16 protein-coding genes and 1 pseudogene are annotated in these 20,422 nt (G+C 44.0%); 1 reads left to right on the top strand and 16 read right to left on the bottom strand.

Features of this window, described 5'->3' with window-relative positions:
* Window positions 1-149: 149 nt before the first annotated feature.
* The 11 genes from pseC to T260_RS133315 all read right to left on the bottom strand — a co-directional run bounded on the left by pseC (window position 150) and on the right by T260_RS133315 (window position 12,048).
* On the bottom strand, window positions 150-1,331 hold the full coding sequence (pseC, locus tag T260_RS133270; protein ID WP_023633659.1) for a UDP-4-amino-4,6-dideoxy-N-acetyl-beta-L-altrosamine transaminase: 1,182 nt from the start codon (window positions 1,329-1,331) through the stop codon (window positions 150-152).
* 44 nt (window positions 1,332-1,375) lie between these two features.
* Window positions 1,376-2,323, bottom strand: coding sequence for a dTDP-glucose 4,6-dehydratase (locus tag T260_RS133275; RefSeq protein ID WP_023633658.1), 948 nt, complete (start codon window positions 2,321-2,323; stop codon window positions 1,376-1,378).
* Window positions 2,324-2,335: 12 nt separating this feature from the next.
* Window positions 2,336-3,391, bottom strand: a complete 1,056-nt coding sequence (gene pseI / locus T260_RS133280) for a pseudaminic acid synthase (protein ID WP_023633657.1) — start codon at window positions 3,389-3,391, stop codon at window positions 2,336-2,338.
* 4 nt (window positions 3,392-3,395) lie between these two features.
* On the bottom strand, window positions 3,396-4,562 hold the full coding sequence (gene pseG / locus T260_RS133285; protein ID WP_236620417.1) for a UDP-2,4-diacetamido-2,4,6-trideoxy-beta-L-altropyranose hydrolase: 1,167 nt from the start codon (window positions 4,560-4,562) through the stop codon (window positions 3,396-3,398).
* Complete coding sequence (locus tag T260_RS133290; protein WP_023633655.1) at window positions 4,468-5,655, bottom strand: glycosyltransferase family protein; 1,188 nt, start codon at window positions 5,653-5,655, stop codon at window positions 4,468-4,470. Before T260_RS133290 ends, pseG begins: the two co-directional genes overlap by 95 nt.
* Window positions 5,656-5,678: 23 nt before the next feature.
* On the bottom strand, window positions 5,679-6,404 hold the full coding sequence (locus tag T260_RS133295; protein ID WP_023633654.1) for a cytidylyltransferase domain-containing protein: 726 nt from the start codon (window positions 6,402-6,404) through the stop codon (window positions 5,679-5,681).
* A 12-nt stretch (window positions 6,405-6,416) separates the two neighbouring features.
* A complete protein-coding gene (locus tag T260_RS0119890; protein ID WP_031212452.1) occupies window positions 6,417-7,385 on the bottom strand; it encodes an ATP-grasp domain-containing protein in 969 nt (322 codons plus the stop codon).
* Between the two features lie 37 nt (window positions 7,386-7,422).
* Window positions 7,423-8,097 (bottom strand): HAD family hydrolase, encoded by a 675-nt coding sequence (locus T260_RS133300; RefSeq protein WP_023633653.1) that lies wholly within the window; start codon window positions 8,095-8,097, stop codon window positions 7,423-7,425.
* 354 nt (window positions 8,098-8,451) lie between these two features.
* Window positions 8,452-9,621 carry a glycosyltransferase gene (locus tag T260_RS133305; protein WP_023633652.1) on the bottom strand — a complete coding sequence of 390 codons (1,170 nt, stop codon included), beginning with the start codon at window positions 9,619-9,621 and terminating at the stop codon, window positions 8,452-8,454.
* Window positions 9,622-9,676: 55 nt separating this feature from the next.
* Complete coding sequence (locus T260_RS133310) at window positions 9,677-10,858, bottom strand: glycosyltransferase family 4 protein (RefSeq protein WP_023633651.1); 1,182 nt, start codon at window positions 10,856-10,858, stop codon at window positions 9,677-9,679.
* Window positions 10,859-10,875: 17 nt separating this feature from the next.
* Entirely contained in the window at window positions 10,876-12,048 is a 1,173-nt protein-coding gene (locus T260_RS133315; RefSeq protein ID WP_023633650.1) for an FkbM family methyltransferase, read from the bottom strand.
* A 209-nt stretch (window positions 12,049-12,257) separates the two neighbouring features.
* On the opposite strand from T260_RS133315, the pseudogene T260_RS01000000137880 reads away from it, so the two are divergent.
* Window positions 12,258-13,663 (top strand): annotated as a pseudogene (locus tag T260_RS01000000137880) (IS6 family transposase).
* Between the two features lie 500 nt (window positions 13,664-14,163).
* Here T260_RS01000000137880 and T260_RS133320 read toward each other — a convergent pair.
* The 5 genes from T260_RS133320 to hag form a co-directional block, all read right to left on the bottom strand.
* A complete protein-coding gene (locus T260_RS133320) occupies window positions 14,164-15,213 on the bottom strand; it encodes a glycosyltransferase family protein (RefSeq protein ID WP_023633649.1) in 1,050 nt (349 codons plus the stop codon).
* A 71-nt stretch (window positions 15,214-15,284) separates the two neighbouring features.
* Window positions 15,285-17,552, bottom strand: a complete 2,268-nt coding sequence (locus T260_RS133325) for a motility associated factor glycosyltransferase family protein (protein WP_023633648.1) — start codon at window positions 17,550-17,552, stop codon at window positions 15,285-15,287.
* A 32-nt stretch (window positions 17,553-17,584) separates the two neighbouring features.
* Window positions 17,585-18,592 (bottom strand): UDP-N-acetylglucosamine 4,6-dehydratase family protein, encoded by a 1,008-nt coding sequence (locus T260_RS133330; RefSeq protein WP_023633647.1) that lies wholly within the window; start codon window positions 18,590-18,592, stop codon window positions 17,585-17,587.
* A gap of 28 nt (window positions 18,593-18,620) precedes the next feature.
* Entirely contained in the window at window positions 18,621-19,205 is a 585-nt protein-coding gene (locus tag T260_RS133335; RefSeq protein WP_023633646.1) for a DUF8042 domain-containing protein, read from the bottom strand.
* 177 nt (window positions 19,206-19,382) lie between these two features.
* Window positions 19,383-20,363, bottom strand: a complete 981-nt coding sequence (gene hag / locus T260_RS133340; RefSeq protein ID WP_023633645.1) for a flagellin Hag — start codon at window positions 20,361-20,363, stop codon at window positions 19,383-19,385.
* Window positions 20,364-20,422: the final 59 nt, after the last annotated feature.

Genomic DNA, 20,422 nt, shown 5'->3' with positions numbered 1-20,422 from the left:
TTAATACCTAAGGTCCAAATTGTTAACGATACCTAAATCATGAAACCGTATTTTTCCTTTCTCCATTCCCATCGCCATTTCCTGCCGCGATCACCAATAAAAACTCAGAAAGCTGCTTCCATCACATAAAAACCAGGCGGCAAACCTCGTTATTTTCGATAAAAGGAGAGCACTTTGTTTACCCCTTCTATAACCGTTCGAATATCATATTCGCTCATTTTCGGAAAAATGGGAATCGTTAACGCCCCTTCATACCACTTTTCCGCCACCGGGCAAATTCCTTTCTTGTATCCTAATCGTTGATAATAAGGGTGAAAATAAACTGGAATGTAATGAACGTGCACACCGATATTTTCTGCCCGCAACGCTTCAAAGATCTCTTTACGCCCAACACGGAAATGCCCCAATTGCAACTGAAGCACATATAAATGCCAGCTAGAGTCAACATATGGAAGTTGATAAGGAATGCGTACACCAGGAACGTTAGAAAACGCCTCATTATAGATCGCAGCAATTTCTCGCCGTTTCTGCACAAATGCATCAAGCTTTGTCAACTGGCTGAGCCCAAGCGCTGCTTGCAAATCCGTCATTCGGTAATTGTAGCCGAGATCCACCATCTCATAATACCAAGGCCCTTCATCATTGTTTACATTTTCTGTTATAATCCCATGCGTACGAAAGCGTTTTAATTTATGATAATACTCCTCATCGTCAGTGACAATAATCCCTCCCTCACCAGTCGTAATATGCTTGACAGGATGAAAGCTGAACATCGTCATATCGGCCAACGAGCCTACTTTCTTTCCTTTATAACACGAACCTAGAGAATGAGCTGCATCTTCGATGAAGACGAGACCATATTTTCTGGCGATTTCCCGAATTGGATCTAAATCGGCAGGCTGGCCTGTAAAATCAACGGCAATAATCGCCTTCGTGCGCGAAGTGATGGCCTTCTCAATCCGGCTTGGATCGATATTGTACGTTTTTTCGTCAATATCCACAAACACAGGTGTTCCGCCAACATACAGAACACAGTTGGCGCTGGCTGCGAAGGTAATCGGGGTCGTAATCACCTCATCTCCCCGAGAGATGCCAGCGGCAAAGCAAGCGCCATGTAAAGCGGCTGTTCCATTGGCAAATGCCACTGCGTATTTTGCGCCGGCGTATCGGGCGATCGATTCTTCAAATTGCTGAATTTTCGGCCCTTGTGTAATAAAAGGGCTTCTTAATGTCTCCACCACCGCTTCAATATCATCCTCATCAATCCATTGCTGTCCGTAAGATAAAAAAGATTCACGCACAGGAGTCCCCCCATGGATGGCTAACTTCATGCTTCATTTCCTCCTTGACATCTCGACGAAGAAAAGCCACCCGACTACATCAGGCGGCTCGTTTTGATCCATTCTTCCGTCTTTTGAATCCCTTCTTCAAGAGACACTTTCGGTTCCCAGCCTAACAGCCGTTTGGCTTTCTCATAATTGCATAACAACTTCTGAATCTCGCTCTGTGGGTGAATATGGGGAACATGCTCAATCCGCTTTTCATCGCCCACGATGAGCTTGGCCAAATCATTGATCGAAATGTCCCGGCCTAATCCAGCGTTCACGATTTCCCCGTTCACCTTGTCTGAATAGCCTGCCTGAACAACAAATCGCGCACAATCGTCCACATACAATAAATCGCGTGTTTGCGTGCCATCGCCGTAAATTTGCAACGTCTCCCCCATCAATTTTTTCCGAATAAAGATGGCGACAACCCCGCCTTCGCCGCTCGTTTTTTGATAAGGACCATATGTATTAAACGGACGCACAACTACAACGGGCAGGTGATAAGCATAGAAATAAGACAACACCATATTTTCCGCCGCAATTTTCGCTCCAGCATACGGCGAAGCCGGCTTGGTCGGGTGAGTTTCGGCAATCCCTGTTTCATGATAGCAACGGTCATACACCATGCATGTGCTCATAAAAACCAATTTGGTTCGATGCTTCCGACATTGTTCAAGGAGATAAAACGTTCCAATCGTATCGTTGTAAAACGTTGTTCTTGGATCATCAATGGAATCTTGCACATTAATCGACGCCGCTAAGTGGTAGCAAAGATCATATTCATGTTCACGAAAAAGCTGTGCAAGCAAACGTTCGTCTTTGATATCCCCGACGATGAATTGCTTCAAATTCGGATGATGGCGAAACTCGGAAATATTTTCTTCCCGCCCATTCGAAAGGTCATCCACAATCCAGACATCATGCCCATCGTCAAGTAGCCGTTTCGCCACGGCGCGCCCAATAAATCCCGCACCGCCTGTCAACAATATTCTCATACGGATCACTCCTTACCATAATAAATCCCATGTCACCGGCGTTCCTTTTTTCACGTCGCGTTTCACGGTTTTTCCAAGCAACTGGTCGAAATATTTCGGTGGCAATCCATTGCCAGGACGAATCGCGCGGACGTTTTCCTTCGTCAACGTCTCGCCTGCCTTCATATCTTGCACAATGTATAACGACCGCCGATGTTTCAATGATGCTTTCTCCGCGTCCGTAGGGCCATATTGAACATGGCCGATGCTTTGCCAAGCCCGTTCCGTTTCGATCACTAATGCAGCCATTTCATGCGGTTCCATGGAAAAAGCTGCATCTACTCCTCCTTCTGCGCGCGAAAGAGTAAAATGTTTTTCAATGACAGTGGCGCCGAACGCAACAGCGGCGACACTGACCCCAATGCCCATCGTATGGTCGGACAGTCCGACTTGACATTGAAACAGCTCTCTCATATGCGGAATCGTCGCCAAATGTGAGTTCTCTGGCGTCGCGGGATATGTGCTTGTGCATTTTAATAAAATGAGATCACGGCAACCCGATTCTCTCGCCGCTCTAACCGTTTCGTCCAACTCCGCCGCTGTCGCCATCCCTGTTGAAATAATTAATGGTTTCCCTGTTGCGGCAACCTTGCGGATTAAAGGCAAATCCGTATTTTCAAACGAGGCGATTTTATAGGCAGGCACATTCAGTTCCTCTAAAAACTCAACGGCCGTTTCATCAAAAGGGGTGCTGAACGCAATAAGCCCTAATTCTTGACAACGCTGAAAAATCGGCTCATGCCATTCCCAAGGCGTGTAAGCTTCCTGATAGAGCTTATAAAGCGAATTCCCCTGCCAAAGGTTATCGGGGTCATCAATAAAAAAATCTCCTTCGTCCATATCGAGCGTCATTGTATCCGCCGTATACGTCTGCAATTTCACCGCATCGACGCCTGCCCGCGCTGCTGCTTCCACGATGGCCAACGCTCTTTCCAACGATTGATTATGGTTGCCGGACATTTCCGCAATAATAAACGGTTTATGATTCGGCCCAATAAGACGATGGCCAATTTGAATGTCTTTGATCAATGGATCATCCCTCCAATAGCGCCTCCACGACCGGATGTACGATAGACGCTTTTGTACTCCCCACCAATTCGAGCGCTTTGCGGCTCATGTGCTTCAGTTGTTCCCGTGAAGCAATCGCTCTATACACTATATCGGCATAATCAGCCGATTTTACATCTGCATGCCAACCTATATTCCAAACGGCTCCGTACGCGGCGGCGTCTTCCGTCGATCGCCTTTGGTTTTCAGCAACGATTGTCACCGCAGAGGGCAAGCCGAGAAAGCAACGTTCCCACATCGACGCGCCGCCAGCTCCAAGCGAAAAATCCGCCTTTGCCATCAGTTCGGCAAGGTAATCAATTTGACAATGGTAACGAAATCCTATTTCACGACAGAATTGTTCCACGCGAAAACGATTCAAATTGGCTTTACCTACCACAACGTCAACTTCCACATCAAGAGCATCCAACTCCCTGAAAGCATGCAACGCTTTCTCTGTTTCATTCGTCGGATCGCTGCCGCCAAAAAATAGGAGTATCCGTTGCACTTGGCCACTACGAAGGCTTACGAATTTTTTGGCTTCATAAAATTCCGGCCGCAACAACATATATTGCGGGCCTAACAATAGACGGCAGCCTGGCGGCACAAGTCCATGATACCGCTGTTGCGCCTGTTGGTAATAGTTTTGATCCAACAAAATATCACATTGATGAGGTCGGTTCGCTAAATCATCCATCACCATCACATGGCCGACATAGGCTTTCACTTTTTCTTCCCAGCGGCGATCAAGCTCATAATGGTCGACAATGCACCAGTCGAGCGGTTGGAGCAACTGCCGGATCACCTCAATCGTCCACTTGGCATCGACTTCTTGTACAACAGGTCCCTCGTAAACAAGGCGAAACACAGGAAACCCTTTATTTTCAACCTCATCGCACAAATCCCCTGGGCCTACCCTCATCGCAAAATAAACGGCACAACCGGCTTCTTTCAGCATCCTCGCCAATGCCAAACAGCGCATAACATGGCCGGTGCCGATCGCAGACGATGAGTCGACACGGAATAAAATACGCATGATCCTATTCGCCTCTACCCATTCAAGCCATAAAATGTTTGTGATAAATAACCGTTTCAATAATTTTTTCCGCTCTTGCCAACCAAGTATGCTTTTCCATCGCTTTCTTTCTTCCATTCTCAGCAATCTTCTGCAACGTTACTTTATTGTCCAAAAATGACTGTATCCTAGCATGAGGATATGGAGTAAAAGAGTACAAAAGAAGATCCTCTCCGTCCTTAAATTCACTTTCCAAAAATAGATTGTTGTCTGTCAAACTAACGGATCCATTTAGCATAGTCGTAAAAATTCTCTCATGACCACCGTGAACGAAATTGGGCAAAACATTCAGAACAAGTTTGGAGTCCTTCATCTTCTCATATACATCTCCAAAACCAATAGCCCGATTCAACTTTATGGAATGATGATTAGTGAATAAAGTTTCCCATCCATTCCCATATACTTCAAATCTAGCATCCAACTTGGCCGTTTCCAAAACCGCTTCCATTCTTCTCCTATTTCGTATATACAAATCTACATTCACAAGATGACTCCAAAAGTTAACGTGATGCATATATTCCTGATCAATTCCATAGTCGACAAATACACTCTCAGCTATATCAATTAACGTTTGATTATGAGTATATAAATATTTTTCCATAATTGCATCAAACAATTTACCGATATACTTATCACAGTCTGTCCACTGTTTTCGGAAGTGATCTGGATTTGTAAACGTCCCCACAAATAAAATATCGATCTTTCTCTCTTCTATTGTCTTACTTGAAACAGAAACCTCATGATACGAAGAACCATGAGGAATAAAAACTTTGGAATATACTCCATTCAAAAAGGTTCTTAGAAATGAAAGATGGGTTTGATCCACAGTCGAAACAATGAGATTTTTTACCCCTTGGTTTAATCGATTTATATGATACATAGGATGGTCAACTAAAAAGGCGAATAATGGAATATTTAAATGGTCATATAACGACTGATCTCCAACCTTTATGTCAATCCCCATGGCATTCATTGAGAAGAAGAAAAATACATCTTTTTCTTTTAAAACTCTTTCAAGTTCTGCTATCCATGAAGATGCTAGAAGATCTATAATTTTCACTTCAAAACCAAGTTGTTGAAAACTTGCAGCGAGATCTTGAATAAAATATCGAAGCACACCATACTGACTTTGCCCATTATAAAGGACAATCGTTTTATTTTGATGACTCATCGCTTTGCCTCCGCGTACACATTTTACACCACCGGTTTTTGCTGAACGTGGGCGTTGAGTTTGGCCACATCGGGATGAGCCAGTAAAAACTGAACGACCTCGCTCGAACGAACGAGCCGATTCCCTTTGAAATGGTTCGCAACGGCCGCGCACAATTGATAGTCTTCTTCGGTATCCAACGTGATGCGCAACTGCGGTTGACAAATGTCTTTCGGCGCTTGAACATAGGTGCGGCGGAATTCACTCGGAAATTCATAGGCGTAGTACGTCACATGCTCACGATGACGCGGCTCTTTCCCATGATGATAAATGTATTCGAGCGCGGAAAACGACACCATTTCAACCACTAGACCGCGCGGCAGCTCTCCTTCCACCATGACGATATCAGATGGCTCAGCCTTCATGGCCGCAACAACTTGATTGGCTAGTTCAAAATCAACAAAAGGGCAATCCGCCGTCACGCGAATGACATAATCGGGCTGATGAGGCTTAGCGCACTCGTAATAGCGGGCAAGCACGTCGCCCTCTGAGCCGCGGAAACAAGATACATGGCGTTTCTGGCACCAATTTTCAATCGCATCATCTTGCATCAGAGTGGACGTCGCAACCACCACTTCATCAATTTCTTCTACTTGTTGGCACCGCGAAACAACATAGTCCAACACAACCGTGTTGCCAAGAGGCATCAGCACTTTGCCAGGCAACCGAGATGACCCCATCCGAGCTTGAATGATGATAATCGTTTTCAACTGAATCCTCCTTTACAAATCGATGACGAAATCGGCTGGATACCGAATTTGCCTCTTCTCCTTCAGTGAACGGTTAAAAGGATAATCGTCCAAATTCACCCCTTGCGACTCAAGCAAAAACCAATAAAAACTGTCCAAACCGGCTTCGAGGCTTACCGTTGAGGCTCCACCGAAGCGGGGGTTGCATTCGATGAGATGAAACTGCCCCTCATGATCGATGATCACCTGCATCACCGCATGCCCGTACAGCCCTAAATATGTGGCAACACCGATACACAAGTCTTCCAATTTCTCATTTCTGATCGTTGTCGTAATTTGCGACTCCCCGTTTATGACATAGTCTCTTTTTCGAGCCACCGCCCCCTTTGCCTTTCCTGCACGGGTCATATAAAGGTCGATACTCATTTCTATTCCAGGAATAAAAGGCTGAAAAACAGGGGCCTCCAGCTTTTGGGCATGCCGATGTGCTTTTTCTTTCGTTAAGCAAAGCCCTATGGTTCTCGCTCCCGCTCCATAACGTTCCTTCACAACATAATCACCATCATTCAGTTCTTCCAGCGAAAGCGCCGTCGGAACGACAGGAAATCCATGAGCGGAGAGCACCTCATAAAACCGTAGCTTATCAAGACAAATGTCAACGGCATGTTGTTCAGACACCATGACAACGATGCCATTCTCTTGAAACACTTGACGATAAGCAGAGAAGAAGGGAAGCTCTCCATCCCTTGTCGGTATAATGAAGCGGATCTGCTTCTTGCGACAAATCGAAATGAATTCTTCAACAGTGAAATGCTCTAAAGAAGGCATTGGCCAGAATTCATCGACAAAATATTTCCCAATACAATTTCCATTCCGATCAGCGCCAATCAGAATCCCTGACATTCCCATTTTCTTCATCGCGCGTCGAACCGCTTGAAGCAAAGGAACCTTTTTCGAAATGCTGGTCACCAAGACGTTGATACGAACCACCTCTCTCACCAAACAGGGGAAAAAGAGCCGATGACGCTCCTTAGTCGACTTACAAACGCTTGTCAATCAATTCTGTCAACGAACGAATCGTCATATCGGCTTCGTATTCGACCCCCAACTTCGTTCGCATATGATCGCCAACATCCCGAACAATCCTCACTGTCCCCATCCCGAGCCGTCTGGCGGCAATAAAATCCTTATTTGGGTTATCACCGATGTATACGCAATCGCGAAAATTCAACCCCAAACGCTCGGCCATCTTTCGATAAGGCGTCTCACTTGGTTTCCAATGCTCTTCCCCTAAATCCCCCGTCACAATGATGCAATCAAACAACGGTTCAAGATGAAGCGCCTTAATTTTGGCCCATTGCGCCACCGAATTCCCGTCCGTAATCAAGCCCAGCTTTTTGCCTTTTCTTTTTAAATAGACCAAAACCTCTTTCGCATCATCATATAAAGAAATGACAGGTTGATGTTTGCGGTAAAGACGGACTAGATCAGGAATACTGACATCAATCCCTAACCGGCTGCATACATGATCAAACACCCGGCCACGCCCGTTTCGCTGCCATTCATGGATCAGTATTTGATAAATGCGGCTTACCCCTATATCCGGACGCTGATTCGCCAGCTCATTCGCCACCGTCCAGAATCCAGATCTGACGTAATCGTGTTCGCAATATAGCGTGTCGTCGAGGTCGAAGATGTATCCTTTGTAGCTCATCAGTTACTCCAGCCCTTGTGATAGTATTAGAACACACTTCCAAAATCCATAGAAAAAGGTTCATCGCCACAACGTATACTTGATAAGAAGGGCGTTTTTTTGAACTGTCATGAATCAAACATTTCATTTGCTGATTCTTCCTTATATCCTTATAGGCGTAAAGAAGACATGTTGCGAAACAGTCAAGTACAACTTTTGATGAAGAGTCTAGAAGTCCGGTGAAAAACAATATATTCGCTCGATTTGTGAGAAATCGTAAGGAATTAAGTGGTGTTTATGAAAGTTTTTTTAATTTAAGAAACACGGTTAGAGAGCAGTGTTTTCTCTTAAATCACCGACCTTCTAGAAAAAGATTTATTGCTGATCATAAGAGATTAATTTAGAACGTAATTTTCTCCATGTAAACTTCAGCGATTTCCAAGTATAAGGGGGGGGCGACTGAAGATTATAACGAGCATCTAAATAATTAGGGTAAAGTTCTAAAGCTCTTAGCAGCAAATTCCTCCCTTCCTCTACTTTTCCTCTGATTAACTTCACAGCTCCTAAATTATTTAAAGATGCCCCTTCACACTGGTTAATGTTAAGTATCTCTGCAAATCTTTTCTCAGCTTCTATTGCGCTCTCGGTCTTCAGAAAATAAATCCCCTCTAAAAATAAGAGCTGCTCATAATTACAATCATTATCTTTTAACTCTTGTATAATTGTATAGCCTTCCTCCCATTTGTCTAAACGAAAAAGAATAGAAACATAATCACACATATTCTGCTTAGGAGAAAGTTGCGTCCTTCTAAAGATCGCTTCTTTTATCTTCTCTAATGAATAAGATAATAGCACTTTTTTTTCATACTCATGCATGGTAGACATACTCGCAGATAAATTACGAGAATGTCTTCGAATATCAACTAAATGTTTATTGATATGGGCGACTCCGCTATGTTCACTCATTCGCAACCATAAATCCCAATCTTCTGCATAACGATATTCAGTATTGAATCCACCTACTTTTCGAAACAACTCCCGATTCACTAAGGTACCGCTTGTCGCGATTGTATTCCTTAATAGCAGAAATCCCAAAGCTTCCTCTTTTCTATATGGACGACCGTAGTTTAAATTATCTATCACATTCCCATGTTCATCAATATGGCGATAGTTGGGATGAGCAAGGAAATACTCTGGCTGATCACCTGTTCGATTCAAACGTTCCAAATGTGCTTGAAGCTCTTCAATTAATAGCGGATGAGCTATATCATCGGAATCCATAAATAGGATCCAATCACTGTCTGCATGCTCAACCCCAATATTTCGTGCATAGGAAGGGCCTAAATTTTGTTTCAATTGAATCAACTCTATATTTTTGTTTTCCCGTATCATGCCATCAATGATTTCTAACGTACCATCCTGACTGCCATCATCTACAATAACGATTTTATGGAGCGGCTTTGTCTGATTTAAAAGGCTGTCAATGGTCTGTTCAATATGCAACTCTGAGTTAAAGGACGGAACAACTGCGCAAATAGTAGTCATTATTTATCACCCCATACAGAAATTTCCCCACAAAAGTCCCCATCCTTTCTCCTCATTATTTCAGTTCCTCTCTAAAAATATCCTTGTATAAACAATCCAACTTATGTTTCTGATTTTCCCATGAATAGTATGCTTTAGCATGTTCGAAAGATTCTTTCGAAAAAACATTGTTATTTAACTTATTAACAATATCGTCAGCAATGGACGCTATGTCCTTCCCAATTGGATAAGTAATCCCTACACGAAATTTTTTGACAATCTCAGAGAAAGCAAACCCATCATATGTAAAAAAAGGGATATCAGAAAAGATAGCATCGAATAATTTATTCGGAATAGCGTATTTGTAATTTCTCAATACATGTTGTCCATAGTGATGCGGAAAATACAAGTAACCATCACAAGCATAAACATATTTAATTAAATCTGTGTATTCTAATCTACCTAAATAGATAATCTTATGAGATTGTTTATGCTCTTCTTTTACATAATTATCCAACAAACCATCACCAATAATAATGAGCCGAAAGTGACCTGGCATCATCTTAATCATTTCAATAATCGTATCAATGCCTCTATCTGGCATAATGTTTCCGGCAAACACAAAATATTTACACTCTTCACTGAGTCCAAGCTCTTGGCGTGTTTGTTGTTTGGATTTAGTCACTATATGTGAGGAATAACGAGTATTAAAAATCACCGTCCTAGGGCAGGTGAGAGAATACTCATTGGAAAGAACATGTAACATTTCTTCACTGACAGCTATGACCCCGTCTGCAAACCTTATATAATTCCCACGATTTTTTCCTAATTGAACAGCGGTATTATATTTATTTATATCATCCCCATAATTTCGCTTTTCAATATAGTCTGGGAAATACTCGTGTGAATCTGCTATCCACTTTGCCTTTTGTTCCCTAGCCATTAAATATCCAATTGGCCATGTCTCTGGATCATGACAATGGAAAATATCAAAACGTTCTTCCTTCAGCAAAGCGTCTCTCAATTGAAAATGTGCTATTAAATATTTATCAATTAACACCGAGGTGCCTAACTTATAATCTAATACTCTCCTAATATGAATATTGTCTTCATAATCATACTCTCGATCACCTTTTTCTTTTTGACAAAAGAGCGTCGCTTCATATCCTAATTCCACCAAGGTTTTTGTCATTCTCCATACTCTAGGATCTTTATTGCTTGGATTGTCTGACAAGACTGCCACTCTCAACTTTTTCATAATTAACACCCTTTAATTCAATAATCTTTTTTTGTCGCAAAAACATTAATAGATTTCCTCGTTTCGATTTCCGATGGAAGATGCTTTAACGTTCCATTATCTTCTATCAAGTATATTTTATATCCATAGCCAATTAACAACTTCTGAAGCTCTATATCGGAAAATCCTAATCTTGATAAACAAATAGGATTAATTTCTAACATAATATCTGGTGCTTTGGAAGATGTGAGGAGATGTTCAGCTCCCTGAAAAGCAAGCATTTCCGCTCCTTCAATATCAACTTTAATAAAATCTACTTTATCAATCGCGTTTCGTTTAACATAATCATCCAAGCAGATAGTTTCTACCCTTTCTCGGTCATAAACGTGTTCAAATTGTTGCACAATTGATTTCATTCCTCCATTCTCATCGGAGTTAGAATACAAAGTCATATAACCATTAGCATTTGAGACAGCTACTTGATTAGCCACCACATTTGATAATTGATTTAAATAAATATTATCAACCAATTGTCTAAAATTTTTGTTATCCGGTTCAAAACAATGGACCGCCCCGCTATTTCCAACTCTCCGAGCAAACATTAAAGTATAATAGCCGACATTCGCCCCCAAGTCAAAAACAGTTTGGCCAGGCTGAACTTGTCGTGATAAAAATCGAGTTTCCTTTTCTTCATAATACCCATAATTATAAATTGTGTTTTGGATAAACTCCCTTATGTTAAGCATCATTTTAAATTCGATATTGTCTAACTTCACCTCATGAATAATTCGTTCATCAGGAATATCTTCATAGTTATAATAAAACTGCTCTCCTACTTTCCAATAAAACAATGGATCAAACTTCTCTATATCATATAAAACAAACGCCTTAGAGCGCAGGCCGTTTCTTTCTAACTCTGACAAAATCTCATTTTGAAAAGAGTATGAGGAAACAACAATGTATTTGATATGGTCGATCCAACCAAGGACCTCTTGAAGCGAATATACTGGGATTCCCATTATTTGCTCATATTCTTGATAACTAGAAAGAATCCCCCGGATAGAATGAAGCGAAATATTTTTTTCTCTCAGAAAGCCAAATAAAGCAACCGTATGCTCTCCCGCACCCCAAATCAATATCTCATCTTTACCGTCCAACAGTTGTGTAAATAGATTTAAAATTTTTTTTTGCACCTTATATCTTCCAATCATATTAATATCCTCCTTTACTTATTAAATTTGGTATTGTCAAAAGTTTATCCTCCACACTCACGGTTTTCCCTTGAATTTCGACGGTTGAAAGAAAAAAGCTTGCCACCCCCATTGCTTTCGGCCATCATTGAGGCCACCACACACTCAACAGCCAAAACAAAGAAGGAGTGACAAGCTTGTTACCTCAATGATTCGCCTATTGGCTCGAAATCATCAAGACCCAACATCCAATCATTGTCTATTGACTTGGGGCCTTATTAGGAAAATCCTTACGCCGCAAAGACATGGATGAACCGATTCGAAAACCGTACCGGAAACTCCAGGTCGATGACCTTCCGATCATCGATGCACCGGAAACCCTTGATGACCGGAAGCTGTTGGCAGACTACGAGGCGCAGCACGGCCGTCCTTTGCGGCCCATTCAGCGCCGGGCGAAGGCAAAACACCGTGTTCCGGATTCCTTGACCTGTCCTCGCTGCCAGGCGCCCTCTTCCTACCTGTACGCCAACAATGGCGGGAACGGGCAATACCCATGCAAAGTGTGCCAGTGCCGGTTCAACCGCCGGAACCGCTTCACCAAGCAAGCGATCTTTCGTTGCCCGCACGGCAAAAAGACGCTGGAAAACATCAAGGAACGCAAAGAATACAACATCTACAAGTGCAAGAACAACGACTGCCCGTTTTACCAGGCCAACCTTCGCCGGATGACGAACAAGGAGCGCCAACGTTTCAAACAGGATCCTCAAGCCTTCAAGGTGCGGTATTGGTTTCGAGAGTTTTGGTTTGACTTTCTCCCGGTGGCTCCATCATCGCCCGTCAAGCCGAAAGTCGATTGGTCCCGGCTGGCTGCGTCGCCGCACATTCTGGGGCTGGTGTTGACGCACCATGTCAACTTTGGCATGTCTTCCTGCATGACGGCAGCGGCCATGAAGGACCTTCACGGCGTGTCGATCTCACATCAGACGGTGCTCAACTACGCCAACAGCGTCGCGCTCTTGATGAAGCCCTTTGTCGACCGGTTCCCGTATGAGCTGTCCGGCTCGTTCTGCGGGGACGAGACGTCTATTCGGGTGAAAGGCCGTTGGCATTACCTGTTCTTCATGTTCGACGCGGTGAAAAAGATCGTGCTGTCGTATCGCGTCTCCCCCAACCGGGACACACTCTCGGCCATCCAGGCCTGTGATGACGTCCTGCGAAAGCTGCCGTCCATCCCGGACGACTTGTCGTTTGTCGTCGACGGCAATCCCCTTTACCTGCTGGCACAGCACTTCTTCGCCCAGCACGGGATCCCGGTTCGATGTCCGCCAGGTGATCGGGCTGACCCATGAGGATCCGGCGTCCGAGGAATTCCGTCCACTCAAACCAATCATCAAGCGATTCAACCGGACGTTTAAAGGCAGCTGCCGGCCGACTCACGGGTTTGGCGCGGAAGAAGGCTCGGTCTCCTTTGTCACGCTGTTTGGTGGCGTATTTCAACTTCCTGCGCCCGCATGGTGCGCTCGAAGGCCGGGTTCCCGTCGTCATTCCGGAGCTCGCCGAGCTGCCGCATATGCCAGCCAAGTGGACGAAGCTGATCGCCATGGCACAAGCGTTTCTCCAACAAGAGGCGACCTGACTTTTTTGTCCTCCGGAGCCCGTTGAAGAGAAAACCTGCCGGATTCGGCGAAGCGAACCCTTGACCAACCGAACACCGCCAAAGGTAAAATTCAGTAAGGGCAAGGGCGGCTTTCCTATGCCCTCTTTTTTGTCCCCGTCGCCCTTGACGTCCCTTTCGCACCTTTGGCGGGTGTTGGTCAAGGGCGAATCCGGCTCTCGACATGCCCTACGATGCTCCATGGGATGGCTTGTGTGGAGCTTTCATAGAACTTTTGACGCTACCTTAAATTTACAAAATAAAGCAAGGGAATAAACGTATCTTCTGAACTCGAGAAAATAAAAATAACACAATGCAACAAACCCTATAACCCCCATAACGAAAAAAATCATCACCGATAGAAGAACGGGAATGTTAAATCACATTTTGGATATCGCATCTTTTCAAGGCCAATGTAGTCTTTCCTATTTTCGTTTTTTTACAAAGCAATGTTTGACGCTAGGTGAACACACCCAACAAAGTTAATATTTCCTATATATTTCTATGAGTTTTGGTAAAACAACCTTCTCCAAGTCATGGTACTTCTCTACATATTTTCTTCCATGATCACCTACATGAATCATTTTTTCTTTATCATCTACTAATTGATCAATAACCTCTTCAAGATTATCTATCGTCGCAGATATAATGGGTAGATCATGAGGATAACCTTTTTTAACAAAATCGTTGATATAAGTAATGACTGGCTTTTTTAACGCCATTGCTTCAATCGATAACATTCCGTAAGTCCCGTATAATAGATGATCAATAATAATATCTCCTTTGGCTAGCTCTTTGAGAAAATCATTATGATTTTGATTCTCGATTAAAATAAATTCAATATCGTTTCTCTTCAAACATACTTTCTTCATAATATCAACAATATAGTCTGTTCCTTTAAACGTTCGATTTGTTGGGGCATGTATAATTTTCAATTTTCTCTTTCGCGTTGAGGTAATTGGTTCATAATCATAATTTTCAATACGATATTTATCCAATCCCAAATCAATTGGTAAAGGTAGTATCTCTACGTAATCATAGAAGGGTTGTACATATTCGGCCAGTTCTAAATCTTGGACGATAGATACGGGAATCCATTCAGCGCAATTTTTTATGTATTTAACTACCTCATTCTCATCCACCAAAAAATTTTTATACATCAATCTCGCATACGGATTAAATTTCTCCAATACACTAGGTCTCCTTACATCGGTTCCATTGTGGTGCATAAATAATTTTTTTCCTTTAGACGACAAATAAGGCAAATCTTTTTGGTCATATAGAAATGTGTGGGCAAAAAAGAAATGAAAAATATCATAGTGATCTTTATGTTCTTCGAATATTTTTTGACGAACTCTTATTTTCTCATGTTTAGTAAATCTATTAATATCAAAGTCAATATCAGCTTTTTCGAAGCAATGTTTTAACAATGAAACAGACTTAGTATCATATCCCTTTTCTCTAAAAACTTTTGAAAAGGTTGTATTTAATCCACAAACAGATATTAATCCATAAAAAATTTTCAAGCTCAACCTCTTTTCTCCTCCCATCAAAATTCTATGAGCGAAAATATTTGCCCTCCGCTCCCTAAAATTAGGAGTTTTTAACCTCTGAATTCTATTCTCTGGAAAATAAAGGATTCATTACCCAAGAGCTTCATCTCAACATTGTGTATCTCTTCTTGTAAACCAGATATTTGAAATAAAACCTGTTCAAATTGCGGAGAAAATCGCCCTTCTACTCCTCTATCCTTAGCAGAGAACTTCCTGTTATAGCCATCAATCATCATTTGCAATTGATCCGAGCAATCCGCATGCTTCCCCCCAATCACCCGAATCGCCGTCCCTTTAAACTTAAACTTGATCGTTGCATTCGGTTCGTTCGTTTCGTAATACGCGCCGATCACGTCGGATTCCATTGACAGTTGTTTTTGAATTTTGATTTCTTTTTTGCGCCATTGGCCGCTATAGTGAAATGCACTGGACGTGCTTTCGTATCTCTTCCATCCATTGTCCTTATGTTTCAGCGCGGGGTGCAGATACGTTTGAACCAATGGCGCCATTTCGTTATAGACTTGCTGGCATATATGCAAATAGCTGCGGAACGACCGGACCACTTTGTCCGCCTTCACAATCGGATCTTGCTCTTCTCGGATTTCGTGAGCTTCTTTTTGCAACATTTCCGTATAGACGCGAACGACAGGCCGTACGTATACGTCAAAAAAGTCGTTTTGGGTCAAACGGCGAAACTGCTCATCGAAGCGAGCGAATAATTTGCATAATTTGTCTTCTTTTTTTCGAATAGCAGCCTGCTCCAGCTCGTGAAGCATCGCTTCGAGTTCATTGTATCGCTTGATGAAATCGATCATCGCACGATTCATGCGGCCGATTTTGTCTTTCATCCCTTGCATCTGGCTGTTTTCTTGGCCGATATGCCAGTTTTCATTCACGACTTTCTTGGTCAACCGGGTTTGGATGACAGCCTCCAGTGGAAGAAATGACGCCCCGGAAATATGAGCTCCGCCTTTGGTTGTGTTGATGACTTCCATCTGGGAATATGTTTGGATATAATGCTCCATCAACAGCCGCATTTGGTTGAGCGATTCATTCGTCGTGACAAGATGGCCGTATACGTCCTTCACTTGCATGAGGCCATGCCGCTCATGTTCCAGCACTTCAGCGGTCTGTTTTTCTCCCCGTTTGATTTCCTTCGCATAATAGTAATTGTCGCGGAAGGCGAAATTTTGCCCGACAAGAATGACAGGATTTGCCTCCAATTTCGCCAAGATTTGCAATGTAATGATTGCGATCGAAAACGCATCATCAATCACTTCGCTGCTGTCAAGGCTGTCAAGATAGTATGGCGTTACGGTATCTTGGGAGGTGACGGCATAAAACTTTGGCCCCTTGTATTTTTGAATCGTTTCGTATCCGACGCTTGTCCCATAAATCATCGGCACGTTGGCGTCGATCCCTTTGTCAATCATGTCCCAAAACACGGCGAAATTATGAGCCTGTGGATCATACGTGCAAACAGCGTCGGGCAGGATGCCGTTCGCCACTAGCGCTCGATTCGCCGATCCGACAGCAAAAATGTAAGCCAGTCCATTTTCCTTTATATAACGGAGGTTGTGATATTCCTCTTGCAGCGACGGCCCAGCCGCCACGAGCAAGACAGGTTTGGAACGAAAATGCTCTTTTCGGCTGAAAATGCTCGGTGATCTCAACGTTGTCGGCAAATTCATGACGCTGTTTAGTGTCCAACGTTTTCCAAATGCAAATTCTGTCGCCAAATTGATGCGCTTCGACTGCATTAAATCACGAAACTGTCGGACAAATTGTTGAAATGGATCGGCGAAAATACGCTCATAACTCGGCAACGTAATGAGCAACACATTCGTCTCCAGCGCATTCGCAAACTCGGCAAAAAACTGCTTGCGCGAAGCCTCGTCCGTTTCCACATGAAGATAGCGAAGCCGCTGAATCGGCCATTTTGTCATCCGTTTGTATGATAGAAAGTGAAAAAAAATCCATGGATTCGGTTCATAAATCGTGAACGCCTTATCTGGAAACATCGATAAGATTTTTTCTACATGGTATCCGAGCCCGATGCCGTAAAAGAAAAGATGGTCGTGTTGTTCGATTTTGTCTTTGAGCTGTTGGACGAGACGCTCGGCCTCTTGCTCTGGGTTGTATTTGCTGTGCAAATACAAAGGGCGTCCATCCACATGAACTTGAATCGTCGGCAGACCAACATGGGACGGGATGATTTCATATTGCCGCCACATTTGCTCATGCTGGATTTGGTTCCACAGTTGCCAAACGGCCGGGTAGTTGCTTTGCAAAAATCGTTGATTCTCTGCCAACACCATGATGCTCATCTCCCAATCACTCACAGTTCCTCCTATATTAAGCCTTCTGCTAAAATCCAACGGCGCAATGTTTCTTTATCAATCATCTCGCCTTGAAACGGATTTTGACACGGGCGGATGTTCCATTCCTTCGGATAGGCATGCGGTTTCCAGCCGAAAGGAGGCCCGATCACATACATGTCTTCCGTCTCCCATGCCGCATGCGCTTCGTCTTCTGTCATGAGCTCTTCGTACATTTTTTCCCCTGGACGCAAGCCAATTTCTTTGATTTTAATCGTTTCGGCAATGTGATATTTTTTTGAGACTTCCTCAATCATCACCTCAACTAAATCCCTTAGCGCCACCACCGGCATTTTCAGCACGAACACTTCTCCGCCTACAGCCAGTTCGTTGGCTTTTAAGATGAGAGAAATGGCTTGCGACGGCGTCATCATGTAACGAAGCATGTCCATATGGGTGACGGTCACTTCCCGGTCTTCTAAAATCTGCTTTTTAAATAATGGAATGACCGAACCGCGCGAACCCATGACATTGCCGAACCGCACCGCAGAGAAAATCGTTTGCTTCGGCCCTTTTTGATATTCGGTCGCCGCGATTAATCGTTCCGCCGCCAGTTTTGTTGCACCGTACGTGTTCGTGGGCGAAATGGCCTTATCCGTGCTTGTAAATAACACTTTTTTCACTCCGGCGTTCAATGCGGCTTGAATGACATTTTGCGTGCCGATAATGTTCGTTTTCACCGCTTCAAACGGATTGTATTCACAAGCGGGGACATGCTTCATTGCGGCAAGATGAAAGACGTAGTCAATGTCTTCCATCGCCCGCAGCACACGCGCTTCGTCGCGGACATCGCCAATTAAATAACGAAGCACCTTTGAATGTTGTTTAAATTCCTGCGCCAGTTCAAACTGTTTATGCTCATCGCGGCTAAAAATACGAATGACGTTCGGTTCATGCTGCAACAGCGTTTTTGTGAGATGTTGTCCGATCGTTCCCGTGCCGCCGATAATTAAGATTTTTTTTCCTGTGTAAATGCTCAACTCGGTTCACTGCCTTTGCTGTCTCTGTTTAGTTGACCACGTTTGTTTGGACATGCTCCGTCATTTCCTTCCATAGCGGCTTGATCTCATACTGGATCAAGTCGGCGATCAAAATCGCGTCGCCTGCTTCTACAGCTTGAAGCAATTGCCGCAATTGTTCCGCCAGCGTTTCCCGGATGCGAGCGAGCGCTTGACGATCAAGCGAATGTTTCGGGTGTTCGGTGAGCCAATAAAGAGCTTGGTCGATCCATTGGATTCCTTCCAGCATTTGCTCGAATCGCATCCACGCATCTTCCGAAGGCGTTTGGTAAAACTCATCAATGATGCGCTCAATCTCTGGCAAGGCGCGCATCAAATACGAATGCATCGTCTGGAGTACATCTTGTATGTATTCTTCGATCGTCACCGCTACAACGTCAATCGTGCGGATGGAATCGATTCTTTCCTCCATATAGGTCTCAAAATCGTCATACACTTCGACGCCATCGATGACGAGATGGCTCAATTGCCGATCCGCCTCGGCAACCATGCAGAAGATTTTTTGGAACATCGCTTCAAGTTCTGATCGATCATTGCGATATTCAAACGTTTGTCCGAAAATGTTGAGCTGCATGTCTCGCACTCTCCTAAACGAGATTTGTCGGCTATTCTTCGACACCTTCTATCATTATTATCGGATGGCTTTTGCCAATATGAAGCGAATCATAGGAGAAAAATGCTTCCAATGGCTTCATAAAAAAGAAGGAAGGCCTCTCCCGTAGACCGAGAAGAGGCCTTATTGCTTTTTCGATTATCGCAACAGCTGAAGCACGCTCTGCGGCTGTTGGTTCGCTTGGGCCAGCATCGATTGGGCCGCTTGGGTGAGAATGTTTTGTTTCGTAAATTCCATCATTTCTTTCGCCATATCGACGTCGCGGATGCGTGATTCCGCCGCTGTCAAGTTTTCCGCCGACGTATCCAAGTTGTTGATCGTATGCTCTAAACGGTTTTGATAAGAACCGAGGCGGGCGCGCTCCGTCGAAACCGTGTTGATCGCGATGTCGATTTTCGAAATCGCCGCCGTTGCGCCGCTGAAAGACATGATATCTAAAGCATATTCAGGAGTGCCTGCACTGCTGACATCTGTCAATTGGTTCGCCGTTCCTCCAGCAAATTTAGCATTTGCAATGCCTCCAGACAATACGGAGGATACCGATGTACCGTTTGCCGAAGTAGCTGCACCGATAGTGTTGGCAGATGCACCAGATGCGCCAGCCAATCCAAGCGCTTGGGCGCGCATATCGAAAATTTTAATTTCAAACGATTGATTTGTATTCGCCCCGATTTGCAGTTTAATCGGGCTCGCGCCGCTGACATTGCCGTTCAACAATTTTTGCGTGTTGAATTCCGTCGTATTGCCGATCCGGTTGATTTCGGACGTCAATTGGTTAAATTCTTTTTGCAGCTGCTCGCGGTCTGCTTGCGTATTCGTGCTATTGGCCGCCTGCGTCGCCAGCTCGCGCATCCGCTGAAGGATGGAGTGCACTTCATTCAACGCGCCTTCCGCCGTTTGGATGAGCGAAATGCCGTCTTGAGCGTTGCGGCTCGCTTGCTCCAACCCGCGAATTTGGCCGCGCATTTTTTCCGAAATCGCTAGACCTGCGGCGTCATCGCCGGCGCGATTGATGCGGAGGCCAGACGAAAGTTTTTCAATCGATTTGGATGCGTTCGTCGTATTGGTCGTCAACTGCCGATACGTATTCAACGCCGCGATGTTGTGGTTGATTCTCATGTTCTCTTCCTCCCTGAAATGATTTTTTCCACGTCCTTGTGGAACGGCGGGGCTAGGGC

This window comes from Geobacillus thermopakistaniensis, assembly GCF_000498995.1.
Classification (GTDB): Bacteria; Bacillota; Bacilli; order Bacillales; family Anoxybacillaceae; genus Geobacillus; species Geobacillus thermoleovorans.
Note: the sequence above shows the minus strand (reverse complement) of the source record. Positions and strands in the feature narration are given on the sequence as shown.

What these genes read in the sequence shown, in the direction of transcription:
- T260_RS133300 (WP_023633653.1), bottom strand. Translation starts at nt 8,097, where the DNA reads ATGAGCTACAAAGGATACATCTTCGACCTCGACGACACGCTATATTGC.
- pseG (WP_236620417.1), bottom strand. Translation starts at nt 4,562, where the DNA reads ATGGAAGAAAGAAAGCGATGGAAAAGCATACTTGGTTGGCAAGAGCGG.
- T260_RS133315 (WP_023633650.1), bottom strand. Translation starts at nt 12,048, where the DNA reads ATGATTGGAAGATATAAGGTGCAAAAAAAAATTTTAAATCTATTTACA.
- T260_RS133325 (WP_023633648.1), bottom strand. Translation starts at nt 17,552, where the DNA reads ATGGTGTTGGCAGAGAATCAACGATTTTTGCAAAGCAACTACCCGGCC.
- T260_RS133290 (WP_023633655.1), bottom strand. Translation starts at nt 5,655, where the DNA reads ATGAGTCATCAAAATAAAACGATTGTCCTTTATAATGGGCAAAGTCAG.
- hag (WP_023633645.1), bottom strand. Translation starts at nt 20,363, where the DNA reads ATGAGAATCAACCACAACATCGCGGCGTTGAATACGTATCGGCAGTTG.
- T260_RS133310 (WP_023633651.1), bottom strand. Translation starts at nt 10,858, where the DNA reads ATGAAAAAGTTGAGAGTGGCAGTCTTGTCAGACAATCCAAGCAATAAA.
- T260_RS133335 (WP_023633646.1), bottom strand. Translation starts at nt 19,205, where the DNA reads ATGCAGCTCAACATTTTCGGACAAACGTTTGAATATCGCAATGATCGA.
- T260_RS133305 (WP_023633652.1), bottom strand. Translation starts at nt 9,621, where the DNA reads ATGACTACTATTTGCGCAGTTGTTCCGTCCTTTAACTCAGAGTTGCAT.
- T260_RS133275 (WP_023633658.1), bottom strand. Translation starts at nt 2,323, where the DNA reads ATGAGAATATTGTTGACAGGCGGTGCGGGATTTATTGGGCGCGCCGTG.
- pseC (WP_023633659.1), bottom strand. Translation starts at nt 1,331, where the DNA reads ATGAAGTTAGCCATCCATGGGGGGACTCCTGTGCGTGAATCTTTTTTA.